General features: G+C 71.3%; 15 protein-coding genes. 7 read left to right on the forward strand and 8 right to left on the reverse strand.

Features of this window, described 5'->3' with window-relative positions; all coding sequences use genetic code 11:
• The 5 genes from OG974_RS00940 (at position 1) to OG974_RS00960 (ending at position 5749) form a co-directional block, all read left to right on the forward strand.
• Positions 1-318, forward strand: a complete 318-nt coding sequence (locus OG974_RS00940) for a helix-turn-helix transcriptional regulator (RefSeq protein ID WP_327279047.1) — start codon at positions 1-3, stop codon at positions 316-318.
• 2 nt (positions 319-320) lie between these two features.
• On the forward strand, positions 321-998 hold the full coding sequence (locus OG974_RS00945) for a hypothetical protein (RefSeq protein ID WP_327279048.1): 678 nt from the start codon (positions 321-323) through the stop codon (positions 996-998).
• 231 nt (positions 999-1229) lie between these two features.
• The gene (locus OG974_RS00950; protein WP_328764070.1) at positions 1230-3467 is read left to right on the forward strand and encodes an MMPL family transporter; all 2238 of its coding nucleotides are present in this window, start codon (positions 1230-1232) and stop codon (positions 3465-3467) included.
• A 138-nt stretch (positions 3468-3605) separates the two neighbouring features.
• Complete coding sequence (locus tag OG974_RS00955; RefSeq protein ID WP_329314816.1) at positions 3606-5276, forward strand: tryptophan 7-halogenase; 1671 nt, start codon at positions 3606-3608, stop codon at positions 5274-5276.
• Positions 5273-5749 (forward strand): ester cyclase, encoded by a 477-nt coding sequence (locus tag OG974_RS00960; RefSeq protein WP_328764072.1) that lies wholly within the window; start codon positions 5273-5275, stop codon positions 5747-5749. The genes OG974_RS00955 and OG974_RS00960 overlap by 4 nt, the downstream gene beginning before the upstream one ends.
• Here the strand turns inward: OG974_RS00960 and OG974_RS00965 are convergent.
• From OG974_RS00965 to OG974_RS00975, 3 genes are all read right to left on the reverse strand, one after another.
• The gene (locus tag OG974_RS00965) at positions 5730-6362 is read right to left on the reverse strand and encodes a response regulator transcription factor (RefSeq protein WP_327279052.1); all 633 of its coding nucleotides are present in this window, start codon (positions 6360-6362) and stop codon (positions 5730-5732) included. The genes OG974_RS00960 and OG974_RS00965 overlap by 20 nt on opposite strands.
• Positions 6363-6566: 204 nt before the next feature.
• Complete coding sequence (locus OG974_RS00970; protein WP_327279053.1) at positions 6567-7637, reverse strand: methyltransferase; 1071 nt, start codon at positions 7635-7637, stop codon at positions 6567-6569.
• Positions 7634-8914: an acyltransferase gene (locus tag OG974_RS00975; RefSeq protein ID WP_327279054.1), complete on the reverse strand. Its 1281-nt coding sequence runs from the start codon at positions 8912-8914 to the stop codon at positions 7634-7636. Before OG974_RS00975 ends, OG974_RS00970 begins: the two co-directional genes overlap by 4 nt.
• A gap of 239 nt (positions 8915-9153) precedes the next feature.
• Here OG974_RS00975 and OG974_RS00980 point away from each other — a divergent pair, with 239 nt between their 5' ends.
• Together OG974_RS00980 and OG974_RS00985 are read left to right on the forward strand one after the other, a co-directional pair.
• Positions 9154-9939 (forward strand): SDR family oxidoreductase, encoded by a 786-nt coding sequence (locus OG974_RS00980; RefSeq protein ID WP_327279055.1) that lies wholly within the window; start codon positions 9154-9156, stop codon positions 9937-9939.
• A 5-nt stretch (positions 9940-9944) separates the two neighbouring features.
• Entirely contained in the window at positions 9945-10394 is a 450-nt protein-coding gene (locus OG974_RS00985) for a nitroreductase/quinone reductase family protein (protein WP_327279056.1), read from the forward strand.
• A 137-nt stretch (positions 10395-10531) separates the two neighbouring features.
• Here the strand turns inward: OG974_RS00985 and OG974_RS00990 are convergent, their stop codons facing one another.
• The 5 genes from OG974_RS00990 to OG974_RS01010 all read right to left on the reverse strand — a co-directional run bounded on the left by OG974_RS00990 (position 10532) and on the right by OG974_RS01010 (position 15497).
• Positions 10532-12238 (reverse strand): tryptophan 7-halogenase, encoded by a 1707-nt coding sequence (locus OG974_RS00990; protein ID WP_328764075.1) that lies wholly within the window; start codon positions 12236-12238, stop codon positions 10532-10534.
• A 10-nt stretch (positions 12239-12248) separates the two neighbouring features.
• On the reverse strand, positions 12249-12785 hold the full coding sequence (locus OG974_RS00995; RefSeq protein ID WP_327279058.1) for a cupin domain-containing protein: 537 nt from the start codon (positions 12783-12785) through the stop codon (positions 12249-12251).
• Positions 12786-12930: 145 nt separating this feature from the next.
• On the reverse strand, positions 12931-13743 hold the full coding sequence (locus OG974_RS01000) for an SDR family oxidoreductase (RefSeq protein WP_328764076.1): 813 nt from the start codon (positions 13741-13743) through the stop codon (positions 12931-12933).
• A gap of 45 nt (positions 13744-13788) precedes the next feature.
• Complete coding sequence (locus tag OG974_RS01005) at positions 13789-14265, reverse strand: anthrone oxygenase family protein (protein ID WP_328764077.1); 477 nt, start codon at positions 14263-14265, stop codon at positions 13789-13791.
• Positions 14262-15497, reverse strand: coding sequence for an FAD-dependent monooxygenase (locus tag OG974_RS01010; protein ID WP_327279061.1), 1236 nt, complete (start codon positions 15495-15497; stop codon positions 14262-14264). The genes OG974_RS01005 and OG974_RS01010 overlap by 4 nt, the downstream gene beginning before the upstream one ends.
• Positions 15498-15507 lie beyond the last annotated feature (10 nt).

Here is a 15507-nt window from a genome sequence, read left to right on the forward strand (position 1 = left end):
GTGAAGGCGGAGAATCTGAGGGGCAACCTGGAAGGCATGCTGCTGTCGGTGCTGGAACCCGGCGCGCAGCACGGCTACGCCGTGATCGAGGAACTCAAGCGGCGCAGCGGCGATACCATCAACCTCCCCACCGGGACGGTCTATCCGGCACTGCACCGGCTGGAGGCCGCGGGCCTGGTCGGCAGCGAGTGGGGCATCCACAACGGCCGCCGCCGCCGCAACTACTTCCTCACCACGGCCGGACGCCGGGCGTTGGCCGACAAGCGGACGGCATGGCAGGAGATCTCCTCCGTCATCTCCGTCGTGCTGGGCGGGTAGGCGTGACGCAGGCGGCCGTACTGCAGCGCTACACCGACCACGTCGCGGAGCACCTGGTCGGACCGGACTCGCGCCGCTCGGCCATCCTCGACGAGGTACTGGACGGCCTCCAGTGCGTGGTGGAGTGCAACCTGGACGACGGGGCCGACGACGAGGAGGCGGCGCACCGCGCCGTCCGGGAGTGGGGACCGGCGCCCGAGGTCGCCCGCGCCTACAACGACGCGACCCTGCGCATCAGTGCGAACCGGCTGTCCGTACAGGCGATGTGCGCCCTGCCGCTGCTCGCCGCGACCTGGGCGTCCGCCCTGCTCGGGGGCCCGGCCGGACCGTGGCCGTACCATCCGCCGCTGCTGCTGACGGGGCTGTCGATCGTAGCCTTCGGCTGCGTGCTGTCCCTGGCGGGTGCGTTCTCCGGGCTCCGCAAGGGCACCGGCTTCGCCGCGGCGGCCGACCGGCGCGACCAGATGGTCACCACCGGGACGCTCGCGGCCCTCATCGGGCTGCTCTCCGTACTCGGAGCGCTGGCCCTGCTCCTGCTCAACCGGGGCCTGAGCCATCCGGAATCCTTGGACTGGCCCATGGTCACCATTCCGGCGACGCTGACCCTGTTGGCCGGCGCGTACTTCGGGACGGCGCTGAAGCGCTTCCTGTCCGTCCTGCGCGGGGCGGATTCCCCGTAGTACCAGCGCGCTACCGGTAGTTGTGACGAGAGCCCCTGGTGGCCGGTCCCTGATCAGGGACCGGCCACCAGGGGCTCTCCGGCTTTGCGGAACCTATCGCTCCATGTCAACTGCCCTCGTGTGGCGCGGGTTTGGAGTTGCGTCACTTCGCTCGCCGGGCTAGCTTGTCCTCCGACATACGTAGCGTGGCTACACAGTAGCGTCCCTACAGGAGGGGTTACCTTGGAGCGCATGACTCGATGGGTGCTCTCCCATCGGCTGCCCGTCGTATTGGTCTGGGTGGTGCTCACCCTGGCCGGAGGGGCCCTTTCGGGCAGCACGATCGACAAGCTCTCGTACGAGTCCCGGCTCCCTGACAAGCCGTCACAGGCCGCGAACGACGCGCTGGCACAGCGCTTTTCGCAGACCGGCGGCAAGAACGCTCCGCTGCTGCTCGTGGTGACCGTGCCCCAGGGCGCGAGCGTCGACGACGACGGCGTGCGCAAGCAGTGGGGCGACCTGATCGCCAAGGTCACCCCGAAGGGCGGCCGCAGCGTCTCCTACGCGGGCCCCGGAGGCGAGTCCTTGGTCTCGAAGGACAAGCGCACCACGGTCGCGCTGGTCTACCCGCCGGCCAACCGCTCCAACGTGCCGTACGCCCAGTCCCTCCCGGGCGTCCAGGCGGCGGTCGAGCACGCGAAGATCGCCGGCGCCCCCGTCGAGCTGACCGGCCAGCCGGTGCTCTCCGGCCGCGACAGCGGAGCCACGCGCAGCCCGATCTACGAGACCCTGATCGGCGCCCTCGGCGCCCTGGTCGTCCTGAGCCTGGTCTTCGCCAGCGGTCTGGCCATCGTGCCCCTGCTGATGGCCGCGGTCGCCATCCCCACCACGTTCCTGCTGGTGCGCGGCATCACCGGCATCACCGACGTCTCCTTCATCGTGCAGTTCCTGGTGGCGCTCATCGGCCTGGGCATCGCGATCGACTACGCGCTCCTCATCGTCACCCGCTGGCGCGAGGAACGGCAGAAGCCCGGATCCGACGGCGCCGACCTCGCATCGCGCCGCGAGGCAGTCGTACGGGCCGTCGCCAGCGCCGGGCACGCGGTCGCGCTCAGCGGCGCCACGGTGGCGATCTCCCTCGCCGCGCTCGTGGTCCTGCCGGTGCCCTTCCTGCGCAGCGTCGGATATGCGGGCCTGCTGATCCCGCTGGTCAGCGTCGCGATCGCGGTCACCCTGCTGCCCATCATGCTGTACGCCTGGGGCGACAAGCTCGACCGGCCGCGCCGGGCCCACCGCCCGGACAGCAAGCTGTGGGGCCGGATCGCCGGACTCACCACCCGCCGTCCCGCGCTGTGCGCCGTGCTCAGCGGAGCGGTGCTGCTGGCCCTGGCCGCGCCCGTACTCGCCCTGCGCCTGGGGCAGCCGGCCACCGTGACACTGGCCCAGGGCGGCAAGCCCGCCGCCGCGTTCCAGCGGATCGTCGACGCGGGCTTCGGCGAGGGCATCGCCCGCCCCCTTGAGGTCATCGTCGACGAGGGCGGCACCGACGCCCTGCACGGCAAGCTCGCCGGCCTCGAAGGCGTCGCCGGCTCCGCCGCTCCGGCGGACTGGGCGCGCGGCGGACAGCGCATCGTCGACGTGTGGACCCAGGCCGATCCGTCCAGCAGCGCCGGCCGGGACACGGTCACCAAGGTCATGGACCTCGCCCAGGACACCCCCGGCGCCCTCGCCGGCGGAGGCCCCGCCACGGACGTGGACTTCATCGACGCGGTCTACGGGTCCCTCGGGCTCATCCTGATCCTCGTCGCCCTGCTCACCTTCGTGGTGCTCGCCCGTACCCTGCGCTCGGTCGTCCTGCCCATCAAGGCGCTGATCCTCAACGCGCTGTCCACCTGTGCGGCCTACGGTGTGGTCGTCCTCGTCTGGCAGAAGGGCTACGGCAGCGAGGCGTTGTTCAACACCCCGGCGATCGGGGCGGTGACCATCTGGATCCCCATGGCGGTCTTCGCCTTCCTCTTCGGACTGTCCATGGACTACGAGGTGTTCATCCTCCACCGCATCCGTGAGACGCACCTGGAGCTCACCGCCAAGGGCGAGCACGACACCGTGGTCCCGTCCGTCGTGACCGGCATCAGCCGCACCGGCCGGCTCGTCACCTCCGCGGCGCTCATCCTCTTCCTGGCTTTCACCGCACTGGCCAGCATTCCGATCACCGACGTGAAGGTGTTCGCCACCGCCCTGGCGGCGGGCATCGTCATCGACGCCACCGTGGTCCGGGGCCTCCTCACCCCGGCGCTGGTCACCCTCCTCGGGCGGTCCAACTGGTGGTTCCCGCGCTCCTTGGGCCGGCTGCTCGTCACCACCCCCGGACGAGTCCCCGGACCGAGGACCCGCCCCGCCGACGACGACGCGGCAGGGCACGAGGGGCAGGCGGCGGAGCTGTCCGCCGCAACCCCCGCCTCGCAGGCCGGCCCGCAGAGCCGCGCCTGACGGTGTGTAGGCCACCGCGCTCCGGCGCGGTGGCTTACACGCGCTTTCTCACGCCTTCATCGGCGTACGCAAGGGTGGTCGGGCGGGCGCCGACGGCAATACGGCGCCCCCGACGAACGAGTGCGAAGGGAACCGACAGTGTCCACACAGAGGCCCAGCCACGACGTGGTGATCCTGGGATCGGGAATCGCCGGATCCACCCTCGGCGCAGTACTGGCCCGCAGCGGGGCCAAGGTGCTCATCGCGGACGCGGGCACCCACCCCCGCTTCGCAGTGGGGGAGTCCATGATTCCCCAGCTCGTCGCCTGGCTCCAGGTGCTCGCCGAACGCTACGACGTGCCCGAGTTCGAGGCCCTCACCGACGCGACCACCATCAACGAGAAGGTGAGCAACACCTTCGGCCGCAAGCAGCACTTCGGATTCATGCTGCACCGACCGGGCCAGGAGCCCGACCCGGACGAGGCGCACCAGTTCGTCATCCCCGACGCGCTGACCTCCGCGAGCCACCTCTTCCGTCAGGACAGCGACGCCTACCTGCTGCGCGTCGCCGTCCAGCACGGCTGCGACACGCGCCAGCAGTGGCGGGCCGAGAAGATCGACGTCGATGACGACGGCGTCACCGTGACCGGCGCCGACGGGCACGTGGTCCGAGCCCGCTACCTGGTGGACGCGAGCGGCTTCCGCTCCCCGCTGGCCGACCACCTCGGCCTGCGCGAGCAGCCGGCCCGGTTCAAGCACCACTCCCGGTCCCTGTTCACGCACATGATCGGGGTCAAGCCGTTCGACGACGTGCTGGACGTGCCCGAGCAGAGCCGGCCGCCGGTGCCCTGGCACAACGGCACCATGCACCACCTCTTCGACCGGGGCTGGTTCTGGATCATCCCGTTCGACAACCACGAACTCTCCCGCAACCCGCTGTGCAGCGTCGGCGTCACGCTCGACCCGCGCCTGTACCCCAAGCCGGAGGACATCAGCGCCGAGGAGGAGTTCGCGCAGCTGCTGAGCCGGTTCCCGGCGGTGGAGCGGCAGTTCGACGGGGCGAAGAAGGTCCGCGAGTGGGTGTCCACGGGCCGCCTGCAGTACTCCTCGAACAAGACCGTGGGCGAGCGGTGGTGCCTGATGTCGCACGCCGCCGGCTTCCTGGACCCGCTCTACTCGCGCGGCATGTCCAACACGTTCGAGATCATCCACGCCCTCGCCCCACGGCTCCTCGCCGCGCTCGCGGACGACGACTTCTCCGAGGAGCGCTTCCGCCACGTCGAGGAGCTCGAACAGGGCCTGCTCGACTACAACGACACCCTCGTCAACTGCTCCTTCATCGCCTTCTCGCACTTCCGCCTCTGGAACGCGGTGTTCCGCATCTGGGGCAGCGGCAACACCCCCGGCACCCTGCGGATCAACAACGCGCTGCGCAGGTTCCGCGCCGACCGCGACGCGAGCGTCTTCGACGCCCTGGAGAAGGTGCCCCACACCGGCCTCTGGTGGCCCGACAACGATGACTTCAAGGCCCTGCTCGATGGTACGGCGAAGGCCTGCGCGCAGTACGAGGCCAAGGAGATCGACGGAGACCGGGCGGCGGACATCGTCCTGGACCTCATCGAGAAGTCCGAGGCGGTGCACCCGGGGTTCGGCTGGAAGGACGTAGACCAGCGGTTCATCCACCCGGACCGCGACCAGATCGCGGACTTCCTGCAGTGGGCCGCGCAGTCGCCGGTTCCGGCGCTGAGCACCGTCGGCCGCGAGAGCCTCGATGCCCTGCGCGCAGCGGGCGCCGCACCGGCTCCCCTCTCCGTGGAGGAAGGCCGGTGACGGGCGTGGCACAGGGCGGACGGCCGAGCGTGCAGGAAGCCAACAAGGCCCTCGCGCGCCGCTGGTTCGACGAGGGTTGGAGCCGCGGGGAGCTGGAGGTCGCCGACCAGATCTTCGCCCCGGAGTTCCTGCTCGGCAACCGACCGGTCGGCCCCGAGGGCCCCAAGGAGAGCGTGCGGCAGCGGCGTGCCGCCTTCGCCGGGCTCACCGTCGAGGTGGGGCTGCAGGTGGCCGAGGGCCCGTGGGTGGCGAGCTGGTACACGACGCGGGGTACCCACGTGGGGGAGTTCGCCGGCGTGGCGCCCACCGGACGTGCGATCGCCTCGGAAGGGATCCAGCTGTGGCGCGTGGAGAACGGGCGCGTCGTCGAGGACCGGAACGTGTTCGACGTGGCGCGGGTCCTGGCCCAGCTGCGGGCACCGGAGGGGAAGACCCCGGGGCCGGCCCCCTTCGCTACAGGCCCGCGTGGATGATGTTGTTCTCGTAGGCGAAGATCACGGCGTGCACGCGGTTGCGCAGGCAGAGCTTCTCCATCACCCGCTGGATGTGGGACTTCACGGTGCTCTGACTCAGTGTCAGCTCCGCGGAGATCTCCGCGTTGCTGTAGCCGCGGGTCACGAGGTGGAAGACCTCGACCTCCCGCTCCGTCAGCATCTGTAGGGGGGAGTCCCCCGGCTCCTCCCGGGCCCGGGGAATGAGCAGGGAGCGACCCGTGGCCATGATGCGGACCGCGGCGGCGAGCTCCTCGGAACTGGTCCCGCTGGACAGCACGCCCTTCACTCCGGCCTGTAGGACCTGGTCCACCGCGGCGTCCACGTCGTCGACCAGTACGAGCGCGTTGGCCGAGGCCAGCGGCGACCGGGCCCTGGACAGTGCGTGCACGATGTCCAGGGCCCGGCCGGCGTCCTGGTGCGTGTTGACCACGACCACGTCGGGACGCAGTTCCTGGTACAGCGCGGCAGCGGTCTCGCAGTCCTGGGCGGCGCCGACCACCCTCAGATCGGGGCAGCCGTCGAGAATGGTGTGCTGCCCCGTCAGTGAGATGGGGTGTGAGTCGATCACTAGGACGCTGATGTGTGCCGTCACTGTCTTGCATCTCCCCCGAGATCAAGTGTTGCGCAATGGCCGGCCAGAATAACCTGGTCGAGTGGGTCGGATACCGCGCCGAGCCGGGCGTTTCGCCGCGACATGAGACGCCGAGCACCCTGGCGTTACTGGCGGTAGACCGCGGTGTGCGGAACACCCGCCCCCGGACCGGCCACCGGTCCCGGAGCGGGTGTTCGCCGTTGTTCAGTTCTTGCGGCCGATCACGGCCGTCGTCAGGGCGGGCAGCCGCACGACGCGCTCGACCGCGAAGCCCGCGTCCGTCATCCACGCGCCGCACTCGGTCGGCGAGAAGCCGCTCGCCTGCGCGGACTGCAGCATCATGATGAGGCTGAGCATGAGACCGTCCGGATCCCGCCGCTCGTCGTCGAGCATCGTGTCGTACACGATCAACCAGCCGCCGTCGTGGACCGCATCGTACGCCTTGCGCAGCAGGGTGGCACGCTGCTCCGCGGGCCAGTCGTGCAGGACGCTGCCGAGGATCACGACGTCCGCGCGCGGCAGCTCGACCTGGAAGAAGTCGGCGCCGACGTAGCGCAGCCGCTCCGCCACTCCGCGCTCGGCCACGAGGCGGTCGAAGTGCTCCGCCATGGACGGCCGGTCCAATACGGTGCCGGTCAGCCCGGGATGGGCGGCGGCGAGGTGCGCCGCCAGGTTGCCGCGGGCTCCGCCGACGTCGCTGAACGTCGCCACCCGCGACCAGTCGAAGACCCGGGCGAGCTCCTGCCCGACGGCCCCGCTGAAGCTGTCCATGGCGGACAGGAACTGCCGCAGCCGGACCGGGTCGTGGAAGATCTTCGTGAACGGGACCTCGCCGCCGGCTCCCTGGTTGCGGGCCGTGCCGCCCCGCAACAGCCCGGTGAAGGACTCCGGGTCGCTCCCCATGAGTTCGGTGGTCATCCGCAGGAAGCCGCCCACGAACCCCTCGCGGTCCGGCAGCAGGTGGCGCAGCGTGCCGGGGCTGTTGCGGTAGTGGCCGTCCTCCCGTACGAGCAGCCCGATGGCGGCCAGTGCGTCGAGGAAGTCCCGGGCGCCGCGCGGGTGCAGGCCCGCGCGGTCGGCCAGCTCCGCGGCCCCGAGCGAGTCGTCGCCCAGCGCCGCGAAGACCCCGAGGTCCATCGCCGCGGTCAGGAGCTTGCTCCGGAAGAAGGACCACCCGGTGAACATGACGTCGAAGGGGTCTTCCAGGGGGCGCTCCCCGGTCCGGCGGGGCTGCGGGGAGAGGAGCCCGTCCGTGACGGTTTCCGGTGTCGTCATGCCTGTCGAACCTCATTCGTCGATGCGGTGCCGCTTTCCGCGCGGGACTCCCCGCGGGCACCCGTACCCAGGGCCTGAGTCGAAACGTGTCCATCGCGCCGGCCGATTCGGGACCGCAGCCACCGCTCGACGGGACGCTCGAAGAGCTGGTACATGAGCGCGCAGGCCACAATGCTGATGACAAGAGCGAGGGCCGCCCAGCCCGCATTTGACCAGCTCGCCTCGGCGGGGCGCATGTAATATTCCATGATGCTCTTCCGGTCGAATACCGCAGAGGAAATCTCGAAGAGCACGGTGAAGTGCAAGAGGTAGAACGCGTACGACCATTCGCCGAGTGCCACCATCGGCTTCGCCTGCAGCCACGAGGTCCGTCCCGAGAGGTCCCGCTGGGCCACGGCGACCACCACGAGTGCGTACAGCGGGGCGGTGACCTGGGGCAGCGCGTCGTAGATGCCGACCAGGCGCCAGGTCTCGAACCGCAGCACCCACAGGACGAAGAAGCCGGCGGCGAGCAGGGCGGTGGCCGAGGCGGCGCTGAGCGGAAGGCGCCAGCCCTTGCGCACGGCGGTCGCCGCGACCACGCCGAGCAGGAACTCCCAGACCCGTGCGATCGGGGAGTACGTGCCGAAGATCATGCCGTCCACACCGGTGAACGCCGGGGGCAGCTTGGGCGGGTAGGCATCCCACAGGTACGCCTTGATGCCCCAGCCCACCAGCACCAGAACCACGGCTGAGCCGCCGAGCCAGCGCAGCGAGCGGCGCGCCGTGAACCTCGCGACGAACGGGAAGACCGCGTAGAAGAACGCCTCGCAGGCCAGTGACCAGGTCACCGGGTTCGTGCTGCCCAGGATGTAGTCGGGCACCCACGCCTGGTACATCAGGATCGCGGAGAGTGCCATCAGCTTCAGGGAGTCGCCCTGGCCCGGCTGCGCGTCGGGCAGCTGAAGGAACAGCGGGACCAGCACGGCCACCAGCAGCATCGGCCAGACGCGGGCGAACCGGCGGCCGTAGAACGGGCCCACCCGGTCACCGGCCAGGTGCGTCCAGGTGAGGACGAAGCCGGACAGGACGAAGAAGAACGTCACGCCGGAGGAGCCCAGGGTCAGCACCGGCTTCGCGTCGGGCAGCGGCAGCAGGGTGCCGACGTGCGAGAGGAAGACGGCGAGGGCCGCGATCCAGCGCAGGCCGGTGAGGGAGTGCAGTCGGTCGGCCGGACCGGCGCCGGGTGCGAGGGGTGTCAGGGACGGTGATTCCCGCTTTAGCGCGGACGGACTCATGGAAACGACACCAGCCATTTCGACGGAGGACGGGGACGGAGTGCGGGCGGCGGACATGAGAAGTCCAGCCAATCGTGCTGCAGCATTTCAACACCGGCCGATGAACCCTCGCTTAAGCCGGAATAAATCGGCCTCGCAGGGGTTGGTGGAGCATTCCGTTCGCTGGCCCATTACCAGAGGCTGGGGCTAATGTGTCGGCACGTATCAAGTCGAATTGTCGAAGAGATTTGAGGAATGTCATGCGGCGATTTCCGTACGCCTCGGCCATGGTGACCGGGGCGTCGAGTGGGATCGGCGAGGGGTTCGCCAGGCTCCTGGCCCAGGAGGGCGTCGATCTCGTCCTCGTCGCGAGGCGGGCCGAGCTGCTGAAGCAGCTCGCGGGCGAGTTGGAGTCCGCCCACGGCGTGACCGTGGAGGTGCTCGCGCTCGACCTCACCGACGAGAGCCAGCTCGCGGTCGCCGAGCAGCGGCTCACCGATCCCGAGCGGGCCGTGGAGCTCCTGGTCAACAACGCCGGGTCGAGCGGCTCCGGTTACTTCGCCGAGCTGCCCGCGGAGCGCGAGCTGCACACGGCGGTGCTCAACGCGATCGTCCCGCTGCGGCTGTCCCGCGCCTGCCTGCCGGGCATGATCGCCCGCCGCGCCGGCGGCATCGTGAACGTCTCCTCGCTCGTCGCCGTCCTGCCCAAGCCGCGCTCCGCGACGTACGCCGCCTCCAAGGCCTTCCTGTCGTCGCTCGGCGAGAGCCTGGCCATGGAGGTCGCCCGGCACGGCGTCCACGTGACCACCGTGCACACGGGCCTGACCCGCTCCGGGTTCCACACCGCGGCCGGGGTGTCGGCCGACGCGCTGCCCAACATAAAGTGGCTGACGGCCGAGCAGGTGGCCCGGGCCGGCCTCGACGCGGTGGCGGCCGGCGAGGCGTCCACGGTGCCGGGTCTCGCCTACCGCATCAGGCTTCCCCTCATGCGGGCCATGCCGCGGTCCGTGGTCCGGGCCATCACACGACGCGTCCACGAAAGGTGACCGGCATGAGCACACACCGCCCCCTCCCTCCCCAGCACAGGATCCGCAACAACGTCGTCATCCTCTTCCACCGGCTCGGGCTGCCCTTCGGGCCCATGCACCTGCTGACGGTCCCCGGGCGCACCAGCGGCCTGCCCCGCACCAATCCGGTCGCCCCGGTGGTCGTCGACGGCACCCGCTACATCCTCCAGGCGTACCCGCAGTCCGACTGGGTCAAGAACGCCCGCGCCGCAGGGCGCGGGGTGCTGACCCGCGGCCGGCGGGCCCAGCGGGTGGACCTCGTCGAGCTGCCCGTCGCGGAGCGGGGCCGCATCCTGCGGGAGTTCCCCGGCCAGGTCCCGCGCGGCGTCGACGCGTTCGTACGCAACGGGCTGGTCGAGTCGGCCTCCCCGGAGCACTTCGAGGCGGCCGCGGACCGCTGCCCCGTCTTCCGCGCCGTCCCCAGCACGTCCTAAAGGCGCGGCCCGCGGCGCACCCGCGGGCCGCACCCCGGTACCCGGTTCGGGACGGCGCGGCAGCAACACGACAGGAGCGGGCGGCCCCACACTCTCGTGGGAGCCGCCCGCTCCTGTCGTGTTGCACGCGCCCCGCGTCAGTGGGGCAGCGCCTTCTCGACATCCGGCTCGGCCGGCACCGGCACGCCGTGCACGTCGACGCCGGTGGTCAGGTAGCGCAGCTCGTCGGGGCCGTCCTGGCGCAGCCACGTGGCCATGCGCCGCAGGTCGTCGCGCATCGGGAAGACGAAGCGGCAGTCGGCATCGCGGATGCCGAGGTGCTCCAGCACGACCGGGGAACCGGCCACCGTCTTCATCAGCTCGGCGCCCGCGTCGGCAGCGGTGCGCTCCCCCCGGTCGACCGCCTCGCAGATCCGCACCATGTCGTCGAACAGGGCCTTGTAGCCCGCGGACCCGGGGACGGGCAGGCCCGGGTAGGCCGCTTCCTCCATCGCGCGGAGCACGCCGTCGTCACCCGAGTCCATGAAGCGCTCGGTGAACCGGTCGAAGCGCAGGTTGATCGGCACCTCGGCCGCGCACCAGATGCGGTAGACGGCGTTCCACAGGGAGTGGTCCTGGAACGAGACGAACGAGCAGTTGACGAGCTCGTCGTTGTAGCGGATCAGCCCCTGCTGGAGCTCGTCGACGTACCGGAAGCGCTCCTCGTCGAAGTCGTCCTCGGCGAGCGCGTCGAGCAGCCGCCACGCCAGCGAGTTGACCACTTCACCGGTGTTGGTGAGGCCGCGCGAGTACAGCGGGTCGATGAAGCCGGCCGCGTGCGACATCAGGCACCAGCGGTGCCCCACCGTCTTCGTCGAGGTGTACTGGATCCGGTCGGCCGACACCCACGGCCGTACCGTACGGGCGTCCGCGAACAGCCGCTCCACCGCCGGGAAGCGTGCCGCGAAGCTGCGGAACTCCTCCTCCGGGGTGATGTCGTGGTTCTTCGGGTACATCCGCTCGTCGAGCGTGAGCCCGACGCTGACCAAGGGGTTCTTCGAGCCCGGGTAGTTGTTGAAGGGGATCGACCAGAACCAACCGCGGTCGAAGAGGTGGTGCATCGTGCCCTCGACCCAGGGGATCGGCGGCGCGTCCTCGGGCCCCACGCGCAGGCATTCGTCGGTCGGACGGACGCCCAGCATGTGGGTGAACATGGAGCGGGAGTGGTGCTTGAGGGCCTCCGGCCCCTTGCGCAGCCCCAGTTCCTTGGCGATCGGGGACCGGAACCCGCTGGCGTCCACCAGGTAGCGGCCCTCGTACCGCTCGCCGCCCTTGCCGACCACGGCGACGTGGTCCTCGGCCAGCTCCACGTCCTCGACGTGGAAGGCCTGCCGGACGTCGCAGCCGTAGCGGATGGCCGCGTGGAAGAGGTACGCGTCGGTGTCCTGGCGGAACAGGTGACCGGTCTGCAACGCCTTGGACGGCGGGCTGAACTGCAGGAACTCGGCCGGGTCGGGCTCCTTGCCCTCCTCGTGCCGGATGAAGCCGAAGTGCCGCTTGGTGCCGGACGTCGGCGCGATGTCGTCGCGGATGCCGTCGGAGGAGGTCAGGGACTCCAGCTCGGGGATGCCGTAGCGGCGGGCGAGCAGCCGGAAGACCTTCAGGGTGTAGAGCGTCGTCGACTCGCCGACGGCGAACCGGGGGTGGGTGCCGCCGTCGAGGAGGAGGACGGAGACGCCCTGCTTGGCGAGGATGGCGCCCAGGGTCGACCCGGCGATGCCGGAACCCAGAATGATCACGTCATGGCGACGGGGCGGTGCGGCGAGCCGCAGGCCGGCGCGGTTGCCGGCGGGCTGTGCGGGCATGGTGTCCTCCTCAGCCCTGCGCGCCGGCGGGAGCACCCGGGCGGCCGTGCAGCCCGGCGGGCGGGCCGGCCACGTCGCCGCGGGCGCCCGGCTGCGGCATGAAGCCCCGCATCTCGTTGTCGTTGGCGAGCTGCTGCATCTTCTCCCAGTCGGGCATGCCACCGCCGGAGACCAGCTCGGACAGGCCGATGAAGAAGTTCTCCACGCCGCCGGGCGTCGCGATGACCAGCAACTGTCCCGGCTCGTCACCGACGTTGAGGAAACGGTGCGGCACGCCGCGCGGCCCGTAGATCACGGTGCCCTCGGTGATGGTCTCGGTGACCCCGCCGATCTCGAATTCGTAGGTGCCCTTGTTGACGAAGAACGCCTCGTCGGCCGACTCGTGGACGTGCAGCGGCGGACCGCTGCCGGGCCGCGTGGTGATCTGGTAGAAGCTGTACAGGCCGCCGGTGTCCTCCTTGCGGAGCAGGAAGCGGCCCTCCTCGCCGAACCAGCAGACGGGCTCGACATCGTCCCGGCTGACGACTTTCCGTTCGGTCTTCGACACGGTGTGTTCCTTTCGTTCGGGTCGTCCGGAGGCGGACGGCGGCCGTGGGACAGGCAACCAGCAGCCGCAAAGGGGGAGATAAAGACGGAGCAAACCGGGGCTGGAGCGGTCGGACGCCCCGCCCGCGGTCAGGGGGTCGGGACGGTCAGGCGAGCGCCGTGCCGCCGTCGGCGACCAAGCAGCTGCCCGTGAGGTACGAGGCACGGTCCGAGGCGAGGAACGCGATGACCTCGGCGATGTCCTCGGGGGTCCCGTTGCGCCGCAGCGCGGCCCGCTCGGCGGCGGCCCGGCGCGCCTCCTCGGGGATGAAGCGGGCGAGTTCGGTGAGGATGAGGTTCGGTTCCACCGCGTTGACCCGCACCCCGTGCGGGCCCGCCTCCAGCGCGAGCGTGCGCACGGCGGCCTCCACGCCGGCCTTGGCCACGGTCAGCGGGAGGAACCGCGGGGCGGGCCGGCGGGCCAGCGCCGCCCCGACCGCCACCACCGAACCGCCGCCCCGGGCGATCATGTCGGGAAGCACGGCCTGCGTGGTCAGGAACAGCGCCTTGAGCTGCTGGCTGACCACGTGCTCCAGGTCCTCCCAGGCCAGGTCCGCCACGGGGGCGATGCGCGCCTCGTGGGCGCCCAGGCCCGCGGCGTTGAGCACCAGGACGTCGATCGGGCCCAGCTCGGCCTTGGCGGCCGCGGCCAGGGCGGCCGCCCCGTCGGGATCGGTGACGTCGCCCTGGACGGCCACCGCCTCGCCGCCGCGCTGCCGGATCGCGGCCACGACCTCCTCGGCCCGCTCCGCGCTCTTGTGGTAGTTCACCGCGACGCGGGCGCCCCGCGCTGCCAGGATGCGGGCCGTGGCCGCGCCGATGCCGCGCGCGGCACCGGTGACCAGGGCCACCCGGCCCGCGAACTCCGCGGGCTCGGGGGCGGATCCGAGCGCTTCGCGCTCCTCGTGTACCGGATTCACCGGATCTGCTCCTCAGTTCAAGAAGGGGTACGTGTACGGGCCCGTTCAGGCCCACACCAGCCAGCAGCCGCCGAGCGCGGCACAGAACGCCAGGCCCGCGAAGACGGTCCGCAGCAGGTTGGCGCGCGCCCACCGGGCGCGCAGCGGGTCCCAGCCGTCGGGGATCTCCCCGGCCGCGGCCCAGCCGTCGATCACCCGGTTCATCCGCACGTTGCGCAGCTCCGACACCAGGGCCACGCCCACCACTGCGGCCAGCGCCACCGCGAAGGAGGCCTTCGCGCCGGCCCCGGGGGCCAGGACGGCCAGCCCGAGACCGGCGGCCAGCGCCACCTTGTTGACGGTCGGCATCAGCGGGTCGAACCCGGGGTCCAGCAACCGGTGCACGTCGGACCAGGTCTGCCGCGGCAGCCGCAGCAGCATGGGGACGATGGCGCGCTCCACCGCGATCAGGGCGCCCGCGAGGACCCCCGTACACAGCACGAAGACGACGGCCAGCAGGGCGACCAGCACGGCCGGGCTCACCCCGCCCCGTGGCCGAGCGGCTCGGCCGTCCGCAGCGGAGTCCGCTCCAGCCGGTCGTCCAGCATCAGCGAGTAGCTCTGGTCGCGAGCGACCGAGTCGAAGAAGGCGTACATCATGACGTCGCGCAGCCGGCACAGCGGACCGTTGTGCGCGAGGCCCAGCGTGCCGATCCGCCACGAGGTCGTCACCATGTCCGCGGCCCGCGCCCGGCGGGCGGACTCGAACGCCCGCAGCGTGGCGGGCACGGCGTCCGGCGCGCAGCGCCCCAGCACGTCGGCGAGCACCACACCGCTCTCGATGGCCTGGCCGGCGCCCTGGCTGAGGTTGAGGGTCATCGGATGGGCGGCGTCGCCGACGAGCACGGCCCGGCCCTTGCTCCATCCGCCGGCCGGCGGCCGGTCGTGGATGGGCACCGGCAGGATCGCCTCCTCGTCCGTCGAGGAGATGATCGCGCCGATCGGGTCCGGCCAGTCGCGGTACGCCGCCGCCAGCGCCGCCCCCCGCGACGAGCGCAGGGTGTCGATCCCGGCGGACGCGCGGTCACTGGTGATGGCGTCCCAGTAGACCTCGTCCTCGTTCAGCCGGCAGTACAGGAAGCGCAGTCCGCCCTTGCCCCACAGGTTGAAGAACGTGCCGGTGGGCACCAGTGACTCGCCCGGCAGCCGGGTGATGGCCTGCCAGGCCGTGTAGCCGGCGTACCGCGGCGGCAGGTCGAACCCGTTGCGCATCGTCGCGCGCACGGTGGAGCGCAGCCCGTCCGCCCCGATCAGCACGTCGCCGCGGGCCGTGGAGCCGTCCTCGAAGTGCGCGGTGACACCGTCCGCGTCCTCGGTGTAGCCGGTGAACCGGCGGCCGAGGTGGATCCGGTGCTCACCGACCGCCTCGGTGAGCACCGTGTGCAGGGCGGAGCGGCGCAGCGCGCAGGCCGGCGCGCCGGCCCGCTCCGTCGGGCCGTCCAGCTGCCACCGCGCCAGGCGCCGTCCGGAGTCGGAGCGGAACTCGTGGAACCGCATGCGCACCGCGTCGGCGGCGACGGCCTCGTCGAGCCCGATCCTGCGCAGGGCCAGGAAGGCGTTGTGCCAGAGCATGAACCCGCCGCCGGTCAGCAGCCGTCCCGGACTGGGACGCGCCTCGAAGACCTCGCAGTCGATGCCCTGGCGCAGCAGGCCCGCCGCCGCGGTCATCCCGCCGATGCCGGCCCCGATCACCAGGGCCTTGCGGATGGTCGCCATGGGTCGCGGT

The organism is Streptomyces sp. NBC_00597, assembly GCF_041431095.1.
In the GTDB taxonomy this organism is placed as follows: domain Bacteria; phylum Actinomycetota; class Actinomycetes; order Streptomycetales; family Streptomycetaceae; genus Streptomyces.

Bases quoted from the DNA above. Each gene is read 5' to 3' on its own strand.
- OG974_RS00970 (WP_327279053.1), bottom strand. From the start codon at position 7,637: ATGACGACACCGGAAACCGTCACGGACGGGCTCCTCTCCCCGCAGCCC.
- OG974_RS00975 (WP_327279054.1), bottom strand. From the start codon at position 8,914: ATGAGTCCGTCCGCGCTAAAGCGGGAATCACCGTCCCTGACACCCCTC.
- OG974_RS00990 (WP_328764075.1), bottom strand. From the start codon at position 12,238: ATGCCCGCACAGCCCGCCGGCAACCGCGCCGGCCTGCGGCTCGCCGCA.
- OG974_RS01010 (WP_327279061.1), bottom strand. From the start codon at position 15,497: ATGGCGACCATCCGCAAGGCCCTGGTGATCGGGGCCGGCATCGGCGGG.
- OG974_RS00950 (WP_328764070.1), top strand. From the start codon at position 1,230: ATGACTCGATGGGTGCTCTCCCATCGGCTGCCCGTCGTATTGGTCTGG.
- OG974_RS00980 (WP_327279055.1), top strand. From the start codon at position 9,154: ATGCGGCGATTTCCGTACGCCTCGGCCATGGTGACCGGGGCGTCGAGT.
- OG974_RS00985 (WP_327279056.1), top strand. From the start codon at position 9,945: ATGAGCACACACCGCCCCCTCCCTCCCCAGCACAGGATCCGCAACAAC.